The sequence below is a fragment of the Nostoc sp. UHCC 0251 genome (assembly GCF_034932245.1).
In the GTDB taxonomy this organism is placed as follows: Bacteria; Cyanobacteriota; Cyanobacteriia; order Cyanobacteriales; family Nostocaceae; genus Nostoc.
Map to the genome: position 1 here is coordinate 1 of NZ_JAYGHD010000422.1, position 9,760 is coordinate 9,760.

A 9,760-nucleotide genomic window follows, 5' to 3' on the forward strand; every position below is an offset into this window, starting at 1 on the left:
CCCAGTCTCCGACTGGGAATGCCGTCTTAGAGGCTCCGCCTCCCTTGCTGGCGGCTCTGCCGCCAGGAATAGCATTTCCAGCCTCTGGCTGGAAACGACATTTGACAAAGCGTTTAGCTTAAGTATTAATAATCTGTTCCACCACAACAGAAATATCTGGAAATGCCAGAGGTTGAATTGTTCCCGCAGTCAATGTCAATTTTGTTGCGTACTCTCCATCTAAGATTTCTCGAAACACTACTAAATGAAGCTTTTTGAGATTGACAACCCAATACTCTAAAATACCTGCTTCTGCGTAGATTTTGCTTTTTCTCTCTAAATCTTTTTCTAAACTAGAGTTAGCATACTCAATCAACCAGAAAATATTTTCTGGATAGGGATGATGCTCTCGATACTCTCTACCTAAACGTTGGACAATAGCAATATCTGGTTCTGGTTCCGAGTCGTTGGGTAATGTGATAGGCTTGGCATGACGAATTTTGGCGCGTTCAGCCAATAAATTTGCTAGATACTCGCCAGATTCATCACTACAATAAGCATGGGGTTCCCCTTCCGGCGACATTTCAACAATTTCTCCCTTAAGTAGTTCTACTTTGCGATCGCTCAAAATGCCAGCATCAATCATGCGGTGATATTCGTCAATCGTCCATTTAGCAACAATAACAGTCATGACGATTGATTCCTCCCAATAATTCTTGATATTTCCCCATATTAAACGTACTTCAAAGGAAGCCGCTAGCGTGTTTGTGTCTATATAGCCAAGGCTTACAATCATTGTGGGCGGCTGTAATTATTGACAGAAAGGGTATTAAGTTTTATTGAAGTTTATTACTTATATCTTTAGGTAGAAGGAAAACACTATTGTAATTTCTAAGCTAGTTATAAAGTTTTCTGATGGATGAACTTATGCTAAACATTATTGCTTGGATAATTCTAGGTTTAATTGCTGGAGCGATCGCAAAAGCTATTTATCCCGGTCGTCAGGGTGGTGGGATTGTTTCAACGATGTTTTTAGGTATTATAGGCGCTGTGATTGGGGGGGTTTTAGTTACTCTTTTTGAGACAGGAAGATTTCAGTTAACTGCTGCAACTCTGAGTATTCCTGGTGTAATTGTTGCCATCATTGGGGCAATGATTGCTATCTTTATCTGGAACTTAGTAGCTAATCGTGCCAGTTCTTAGTTGATTGAATTAAATTGCTAGGAAAATCATGGTAACAACCAGTTTGTTAGTAATTACCCTTTTCACTTTTACATAAAAACTCCACTAACTTTTAAGCAGTGGAGTTTTTATGTTAGACTATCAGTTGTGTTGCTATTTACACTGCAAAAACTAAATTAGTCTAAAGCTTTCTTAAGTTCGTCTTTGATATTTTCTACAGTGTGAGTAGCTTGGGCTTGGGCTTGCTTTGTTTGTCCTTCGGCTTTATCTTGGGGATTACCGGTTATTTCACCCACAACCTCTTGAATTTTCCCTTCAATATTTTTTGCAGTAGCTTCTATTCTTTTTTCAGCACTCATAGTTTTTATTCCAGCTTGTAGTTGATTCAGCTATTACATAAGCTAACATTAGTGTATTATTTTTGACTTCCATCAACCGATAGAATAATTTTCTAGGTTATGTATCTTAAGATAGATACAAGGTGTTACAAAATGCCCACTTTCAAAAATATGAAAATATTCTAAATTCGCGGTGTCCAGATCCCCGCCTTCTTTAAGAAGCTGGGGATCTAACTTTTCACGAATGATTTAGGATTGCTATATATGCATCTTCCTAGAGGATTAATATAAGTTAAAGCAAATTTTCAACAAAAGGAAAGTCAAGGAGTGGGAACAAAACGTAAAAAAAATGTATGGAGGAGTGAGATTAATGACATCATTCGGGGTGCTTGTGGAGGTTTTTTATTTGGTATACCTTTACTCTATACAATGGAGGTTTGGTGGATTGGATCGTTAGCAAAACCACAACTGATGATGATGGCGATCGCATTCATGTTTATTGTGGTTTACTTGCTTAATCAAATAGAAGGCTTTCGCAAACGCAGATATACCGGGCGAACTCATCAAGCCGCAATGGATACCGTAGAAGCGATCGCGATCGGATTAGCTTGCTCTACCTTTATGTTGTTACTATTGCGAGAATTGACACCAGAAACATCCCTAAAGGAATCTTTAGGTAAAATCATCTTTGAAAGTGTGCCTTTCGCTCTCGGTGTAGCATTAGCCAACCAGCTTTTGGGAGATAATGGAAACAGTAATTCTGAAAGACAAGCAACCGATCCGGTAAACAGCACAACCAACAACAAAGGGGATGAGTTACATGCTACCTTCGCCGATGTGGGTGGAACTTTGATTGGTGCAACTATAATTGCATTTAACATCGCTCCAACAGATGAAATTCCTATGCTTGCAGCCGCAGCCTCGCCACCTTGGCAGTTGGCAATGATCGCTACATCTTTGCTGATTTCTTATGGCATTGTATTTCAGGCAGGCTTTTCTGACCAGCAAAAGCGAAGACAGCAAAAGGGACTTTTCCAACGACCATCGAGTGAAACCATTATGTCTTACCTAGTTTCACTGATAGCAAGCGCTTTTATGCTGTGGTTCTTTCAAAAGTTAGCTTTTAGCGACCCTTGGACAATGTGGTTAGATCACACCTTGATGCTGGGATTACCTGCAACTATTGGCGGTGCAGCCGGCAGGTTAGCAATATGACTAAAACAGAACAACCACCACGCTCTATTGCAGAGTGGGTAACATTCAGCGTTGCCTTACTTATCCTAGCAATCATTGTGAGTCTGGTGGGCTACACTTGGCTGAACGAAAAGGATCAACCTCCCATCCTTTCTGTTACTAAAAAACAAACAATTCGGGAAGTTGATGGTAGATTTTATGTTCCCTTTGAAGTCGAGAATAGTGGAGGAGAAACAGCCGAGTCAGTTCAAATTATGGCTGAGTTATTAATTAACGGCAAAGTTACAGAAACAGGAGAGCAACAGATCGACTTTTTATCTAGTGGGGAAACTGAAGAAGGCGCATTTATATTCAGCCATAACCCGCGCCAAGGTCAGTTAAATGTGCGTGTTAGTAGCTATAAATTGCCCTAATGAAGATTTAAAACTGTTCATACGTGTCAACTTAACGTAAAAGCCATGTCCCGCAAGGAACTGAAGTTCCTTGCTAATAACTTAAGTTATCTTTAGATGACTAAATATATATCCCAAAATCTGACATTGCTGATTTCATGTATGAAAATGATTTTGCATAATACCAAAATCCTCGTAGAGACGTAGCACTGCTACGTCTCTACATCCAGATTCATACTTCAATTCAGCAACACCAAAAATCTTTAGTCTACTTGAGTAGACTTTAGCTATTAGCCTTGAACTTTAGTTCAAGGCGGGTGAGTCAGCCAACAGTTAGGCTATTTGTAACTTAAGTATTTATTTTTTAGAAATCTTTAAGCTTTAACTTTAGCTTTTGACCAAACACCGTTTTCATCTTCATCATATTGCTCATGAACAGACTGCCAAGCGGCTTGTTCAGCTGTGAATTCGTCATTTTTCTCATTGAAGACAGTGTTATAGCGATCAATGAATGTGCGTTGAGCTTCATCAGAAAGATGAGCGCGAACTTCAGGAGACAAGTCTTGTGGACTGTTGCACTGTCCAGGACAAGGGCGAGCAAAGGTTTTTTCAATCGTATTGATTTCTTCGCCACCAGCACTTTCGAGCAACAATTGGAATTCGCCAGTGCGATCGCTCGGTACTTCTGCCATCAATAAGAACTCGCCAGCTTGTAAGCGGGTTTGGTAGATAGCCGCTTTATCTTCTGGCATCCCCAAAGTAGTTAGAACCGATACTAGACCGGCACCTGCACTACCTGCGATCGCTCCACTAGCAGCCCCCAAGAGTACTGCACCAATAGGCCCTGCTGCCACAATTGGGCCGACAAAGGGAATAAACAGTACGCCTACACCCGTGAGCAAGCTGAGAAAGGAACCAAACAAGGAACCAAAAACTGCCCCTGTTCTTAAACCCCCTAAAATCACATCTTTTTTACTAATAAAGCCAGCGATTCTAGTTTCTGACTGGAAATTTCTGCCCATGACCGAAATATGATCTCTAGGCACACCCCTGTCTAGTAAACGTCGAATCACATCATCAATTTGCTTCTGCTCTTTAAATACGGCAGAGGTAGTACGTTCTGCTTTATATACTTCTGGCACTTAAAAACTCCCTGTTTGCTTTGCTTTGTATTATGTTGTTTTTGCAATGAATATGGTAAATAGGTAGATACAGGTAGATTAATTCTTCCACACCAGTTTAAAGGAGGATTGATTCCTCCTTCTAACTGTTTCACAGACAGCCATGCTCAACTCAGACTTTATAAGCTACACACCTACAGGAGTCTTGGCTCCTTCTGCTGGCTGTTTACCATCTGGGCCCAGTGCTTCGCCTTCAATAAATGAACGCAGCATCCAAGCCATCTCTTCATGCTCTTCCATGAGTCCAGTCAAAAAGTCAGCAGTTCCCTGATCGTGGAACTCATCACCAGAGCGATCCACATGGTCTCTTAAGTTACGAATAACTTGCTCGTGGTCTTCCACTAGATAAGCTACCATCCCCGTTGCTGAAGGAACATTACCAGCATGTTCCTTGAGGGTAGCAATCTTGAGAAATCCTTCCATTGTGCCAACTGGGTAACCGCCCAAAGCACGAACCCGTTCTGCCAAAGCATCAATATTTAGAGTCAGCTTTTCGTAGTGTTCTTCCCAAAGTTGGTGCAAAGAGCGGAACTGAGGCCCAACGACATCCCAGTGATATTTTTTGGTTTTCACCAACAGTAAATAGGCATCTGCCAAATCTTGATTTAACAGATCAATTACACCTTGACGCTGTTCTTCAGTCAAACCAATGTTTATCGAACGCATTGTTTTCCATCCCTAAGCAAACTTATTTATTAAGTTCTCAAATTTTAGACATATTCCACATCAACCAAAGGAAACATTATGCTGTTGAACTAATTACTGATTTTTAATTATGCCTATGCCTTAATAGGTAGGATTAAACCAATCTTTAGGAATTAACAAACTTTAGTGGTTTTTTCAACTACAACAATAAAGATATATAGCAATCAGATTTTATTCCTGAAGTTACTTTTGTAGAAAGGCAATAGGCAATAGGGAATAGGCAACAGTGAAGAAGCATCTTTGAGCTATGCTGAATCTTATATAGTATAGGGCTAGTATTTGATTCCTGAAAAAACTCAGTACAACAAGGAACCCTTCTTTCACCTTGCCTATTGCCTATTGCCTATTGCCTATTGCCTATTGCCTATTGCACATTGAATTTGCCAATTTAACATTAATAATTAGTAATGGGTGACTGCTTTGACGCAATCACCCATTACTATCGAAAAATTACCAGAACTATTAATTTAGTTACTTACCTGTAACTTTTTCCAACACATTCTTTATATTTTCTTCCACTGATGTTGAACTCTGGGAATTTTCTGGACGCTTCTGCTTGTCAATATCAGCAGCTCCCTGAACCTCATTAAGCCCTTCGTTAGTCTCTTTTTGAGTCTTTCTCAATCCTATTGGTGGTGCTTTTCCGGCTTCGTCAGTTTTAGCCTGAATGTCAAGCAATTGTGTAGTAGCTTCGGTAGGGTCACTTTGGTAGCTATCGATCGCAAAAGCAGGAAAAGCACTAGTTAACAATAGTATGGCGCAAGTAAAAGCCACAACTAGAAAACGGACTGGGCTTAAGATAGATAAAACAGAAGCAATGATTTTCATTTGAAATCCTCGATAACAGCTTTAACAACGCAGAACTTTGACCGAAAGAGCAGAAGCTTACACTTTATTTGGTAAAGAGCAATAATAAAAATAGCAAGCTACGCTTCAATCTCAAAGTTCTTGAGAAACGAACCTGGTGAAGAAATTGTCTTTGTCTTTCTGCTCTGCATCGAACTAGTAAGGCATAATAAGTAAATACCACCTTAATTCTTTAGCAAAATCATTACGTTTTTATTGACATTCTTCTCTCAAGGTTCCCTGTTTTTACTTGTACTTTGAAAATGCTAACGCCCGCATCAATCTCTAGAATGAAATTTTCTATATCTTTAGTTGGAATAAAATCAGCCTCTCGGTATATCGACTTAATATAGTTTTGGCAGGTTAATGGCTCTACGATTATTTTCAGTTAGCTAGACTTTATCCAATCTAAGGACTTTAAGGACTATAGACCTTAACCGAACCGTATTGCAAGGACAGGAGCAAACAGAAAATTCTGCCCCTCTACATTTATCAGAGTCCCAATTGACAATTTTCTCTAAATTTGATAAGTCTGCCTTATTACCTCTTCTATTGAATTTACACGATGGAACGTTTCTATTAATTCATGGGATCTTGTGTTTCGCTTCGTCAGCATTACTTTTAACGGCGTTAAATAATGAACATCTGGGTCATCTCCTAAGGCAACTTCGGCTGCTTGCAATAGTTTTGTCGCATTGCCAAAAATATCCTCGTTGTCAAACCCTTCTTTTGCAGAAAGTTGGTGTAATGCTGCATCGGGTACAGTTGCTCTCCCCAATAAGGTTTTATCTAACACCAAACCTTTCAATAATGTCAGCAAAGCCGCGTATATAAAAAAGTCATCACAACTATCACAAGCCTTAAATTCAATGCGTCCCACTTCAGCGGGAATACGGGCAATTTTTGTCAACGAAGGTATGCTATTAATCAGTTCTTCTTGCTTCTGAACAAAAACTAGGGCTGCTGGTCTTTTTCCGGTTCTGATAAAGGTTCGCACCGATAGCCCATCCCATAAACCTCCTTGATAAAAAGGGGAACTATAACTAAAAGGGACAATATAAGGACTGTAATAAGTTAACTTTCTGCCAATATCTATTACACGTTCAGTAGACAAATCTGCCACTGAAATATTTAAATCTGGGCCGTATGACACCATATGAATATTAGCAGTTTGCTCGTCAGGATAAGCCTGTAGCTCTTTAATTTCATAATCGTTTAATGGGGGTTGAGGCTCAAAAACCGGATTGTATGGATTAAAGCTAACCAAAACTGGTGAGAAACCAAAGTTAGCAGCAACCTCACGTAGTAAGTGAAAACTTTCTGATAATTCAGTAATTGCGCCTTGAATATCAGAATGTATAGTTGTTCTAATTTCGATACCTTTAGCATGACAGTCTATCACTTTATCGGAATCTGCAAATCTTTCAAATCCCTCAATGTACCATCTTTTCATCTTAATACCCGCATCCCCAACGCGTAGTTGAGGATAGTCGCTGGGGTATGTGGGTAGCTTTTCAATAATTTGATTGAAATCAGCAAATTTTGTGTGGGAAAAATCAGCAAACTTTCCTTCTTTGTTTAGGAAAGCGACTTCATGCTCAATGCCAAATAAAAACATTATCTATACCTTAATTATTTAGAGTTCACCTAATTTAACTAATAGATATTTCCAAAAATTAAATAAATATGCTTGAGCCACAAGTCTCGTAGAGAGGTAGCACCAATATTTGATCTACTCCAATAAAATTCACTTTAACTATAAATATTCTCAATAACGGCATAAATGGATTTTACCCTAAGATCGACTTTTGCGATTTGAAAACTTCTCTAATTTATTTTTCTCTGCTGCCCCACTACCTCCATAGTCGCTGGGTAGGGTAGCTTAGTAGTGACTGAGGAAAGCTTGAGACGTGAGTTTATGACAAGTACCGTTCAATCCCCCTACAGCAACGAACAGATTGCCGCTTGGTTGCGTGGGCTGCTCACCATTGCTTGGGCAGATGGTAATTTTGATGCCCAAGAACAGGAATTAATTGCCAGCATCACCAAAAATGAATTAGCTCCTAAGATTAAATGCGACTCACTAGAGGTAATTACGCCAGAAGAATTAGCCGCAGTGTTGGGTAAAGGTACACCAGCAGCGGAAAATTTCTTAAGGACTGCAATAATGGTAGCGATCGCAGATGGTACTTATTCTCCTAGCGAAGATCAGGTTCTGCATCAGTTCTGCCAAGTCTTAGAACAGCCAGAGGATTTACTAGAAGCCCTTCGCCACACCCTAGAACATCCAGAGCAAGTTACCGTCGCCACTATCTCCAGCCCTGGACTTACAAAGCGTCAAATTGATGCACTACATCCCCTGCGTGACTGGCTGGATGGGCTAGATATCCAAGACCCAAGAGTAGCCCGCTTTTTGTGTAAAATGATTCCCTCCCAGTGTCCCTTTGAGCGGGATGTTACCCTCTTTGGGCGCAAGATTGTCCACATCCCGCCGATGTGTAAAATTAACCCCTTGTATGAACAACTAGTGGGCTTACGTTTCCGCGCCCTCTCGTATCTGGCAGATAAATGCGGTGAAGATATTTCACCATATATTTAGTTAAAGTGAAGAGTGAGGAGTTATAATTTGTAACTCCCAATTCCTAACTCCTCACTTCTCACTATTATTTAAGTATGCAATTTATCGACCAAGCAAAAATTGAAGTTGAAGCTGGTAAGGGCGGCGATGGTATTGTTGCCTTCCGCCGGGAGAAATATGTGCCGACCGGTGGCCCCTCTGGTGGTAATGGAGGACGAGGCGGTTCGGTAATTTTCGTTGCCGACGAAAACCTGCAAACTTTGCTGGACTTCAGATACAATCATCGCTTTCAGGCAGAAAAAGGAACTCGTGGTGGGCCAAATAACTGCACTGGAGCAGGAGGAAAGGATTTGCTCATCGAAGTTCCCTGTGGTACAAGCATTTATGATGCTGAAACTGGCGAATTGCTGGGGGATTTAACTGAACCTCAGCAGACTTTGCTGATTGCTCAAGGTGGTAAAGGCGGACTAGGAAATCAGCATTTCTTAAGTAACCGTAACCGCGCCCCAGAATATGCCCTCCCAGGATTACCAGGAGAAATAAAGCAGCTGCGCCTAGAGTTAAAACTTTTGGCAGAAGTTGGGATTATTGGCTTACCAAATGCTGGTAAATCCACTTTAATTTCATCTTTATCAGCGGCGCGTCCAAAAATCGCAGACTACCCTTTCACTACCCTGATTCCAAATTTGGGTGTAGTGCGGAAACCTACTGGGGATGGTACTGTTTTCGCCGACATTCCCGGACTAATTGAGGGCGCATCTCACGGGGCTGGGCTGGGACATGATTTCTTGCGTCATATCGAGCGCACGCGAGTGCTACTTCACTTGATTGATGCCACTAGCGATGATGTGATTAGAGACTACAACACAATTAAGGAAGAATTACAAGCTTATGGGCGGGGTTTAGCAGAACGCCCGCAAATTTTGGCGCTGAATAAAATTGATGCAGTTGATCGGGAAACTGTCGATTTGGAGGCGTTAGCAACCCAACTTAATCATCTTTCTTACGCCCCGGTTTTTGTGATTTCAGCAGTTACTCGCACCGGGTTAGAGCCGATGTTACAAGAAATTTGGGGAATTCTCGACCAAATGAAGGTTGCTCAAGAAGTGGAGGTATTTAGCTAATTACTAATTTGTAATAGGTAATAGAGGGAATAGGCAATAGGCAATAGGCAATAGGTAATAAGTAATAGGTAATAGAGGGAATAGTCAAGAAGCCTCTTTGAGTTATATATAGCAATCCTAAATTATTCGTGAAAAAATCTTTTGCCTATTGCCTACCTCTACGACTAATTTAACAACTAAAATAAGATTGCTATAGGATTACTATTTGATTTTTGAACAAAGTTAAGTATTGTAGGGTGCG

The 9,760-nt window shown here is 40.5% G+C and carries 11 protein-coding genes; 5 read left to right on the forward strand and 6 right to left on the reverse strand.

What is annotated here, in order from left to right:
- Positions 1-118: 118 nt before the first annotated feature.
- A complete protein-coding gene (locus tag VB740_RS34100; protein ID WP_323204240.1) occupies positions 119-670 on the reverse strand; it encodes a Uma2 family endonuclease in 552 nt (183 codons plus the stop codon).
- 236 nt (positions 671-906) lie between these two features.
- Here VB740_RS34100 and VB740_RS34105 point away from each other — a divergent pair, with 236 nt between their 5' ends.
- Positions 907-1,182 carry a GlsB/YeaQ/YmgE family stress response membrane protein gene (locus VB740_RS34105; protein ID WP_323204241.1) on the forward strand — a complete coding sequence of 92 codons (276 nt, stop codon included), beginning with the start codon at positions 907-909 and terminating at the stop codon, positions 1,180-1,182.
- A gap of 155 nt (positions 1,183-1,337) precedes the next feature.
- Here the strand turns inward: VB740_RS34105 and VB740_RS34110 are convergent, their stop codons facing one another.
- Positions 1,338-1,520 carry a CsbD family protein gene (locus tag VB740_RS34110; RefSeq protein WP_323204242.1) on the reverse strand — a complete coding sequence of 61 codons (183 nt, stop codon included), beginning with the start codon at positions 1,518-1,520 and terminating at the stop codon, positions 1,338-1,340.
- A gap of 306 nt (positions 1,521-1,826) precedes the next feature.
- On the opposite strand from VB740_RS34110, the gene VB740_RS34115 reads away from it, so the two are divergent.
- A complete protein-coding gene (locus VB740_RS34115) occupies positions 1,827-2,714 on the forward strand; it encodes a TIGR02587 family membrane protein (protein ID WP_323204243.1) in 888 nt (295 codons plus the stop codon).
- The gene (locus VB740_RS34120) at positions 2,711-3,106 is read left to right on the forward strand and encodes a TIGR02588 family protein (protein WP_323204244.1); all 396 of its coding nucleotides are present in this window, start codon (positions 2,711-2,713) and stop codon (positions 3,104-3,106) included. Before VB740_RS34115 ends, VB740_RS34120 begins: the two co-directional genes overlap by 4 nt.
- A 353-nt stretch (positions 3,107-3,459) precedes the next feature.
- Here VB740_RS34120 and VB740_RS34125 read toward each other — a convergent pair whose 3' ends face one another.
- The 4 genes from VB740_RS34125 to VB740_RS34140 all read right to left on the reverse strand — a co-directional run bounded on the left by VB740_RS34125 (position 3,460) and on the right by VB740_RS34140 (position 7,435).
- A complete protein-coding gene (locus VB740_RS34125; RefSeq protein ID WP_323204245.1) occupies positions 3,460-4,227 on the reverse strand; it encodes a ChaB family protein in 768 nt (255 codons plus the stop codon).
- Between the two features lie 165 nt (positions 4,228-4,392).
- On the reverse strand, positions 4,393-4,932 hold the full coding sequence (locus tag VB740_RS34130; RefSeq protein WP_323204246.1) for a Dps family protein: 540 nt from the start codon (positions 4,930-4,932) through the stop codon (positions 4,393-4,395).
- Between the two features lie 510 nt (positions 4,933-5,442).
- The gene (locus VB740_RS34135) at positions 5,443-5,799 is read right to left on the reverse strand and encodes a hypothetical protein (protein WP_323204247.1); all 357 of its coding nucleotides are present in this window, start codon (positions 5,797-5,799) and stop codon (positions 5,443-5,445) included.
- A gap of 535 nt (positions 5,800-6,334) precedes the next feature.
- Positions 6,335-7,435: a glutamate--cysteine ligase gene (locus VB740_RS34140; RefSeq protein WP_323204248.1), complete on the reverse strand. Its 1,101-nt coding sequence runs from the start codon at positions 7,433-7,435 to the stop codon at positions 6,335-6,337.
- 300 nt (positions 7,436-7,735) lie between these two features.
- Here VB740_RS34140 and VB740_RS34145 point away from each other — a divergent pair, with 300 nt between their 5' ends.
- Both VB740_RS34145 and obgE read left to right on the forward strand, forming a co-directional pair.
- A complete protein-coding gene (locus VB740_RS34145) occupies positions 7,736-8,416 on the forward strand; it encodes a Mo-dependent nitrogenase C-terminal domain-containing protein (protein WP_323204249.1) in 681 nt (226 codons plus the stop codon).
- A 74-nt stretch (positions 8,417-8,490) separates the two neighbouring features.
- Positions 8,491-9,519, forward strand: coding sequence for a GTPase ObgE (obgE, locus tag VB740_RS34150; RefSeq protein WP_323204250.1), 1,029 nt, complete (start codon positions 8,491-8,493; stop codon positions 9,517-9,519).
- The last annotated feature ends 241 nt before the right edge of the window (positions 9,520-9,760 follow it).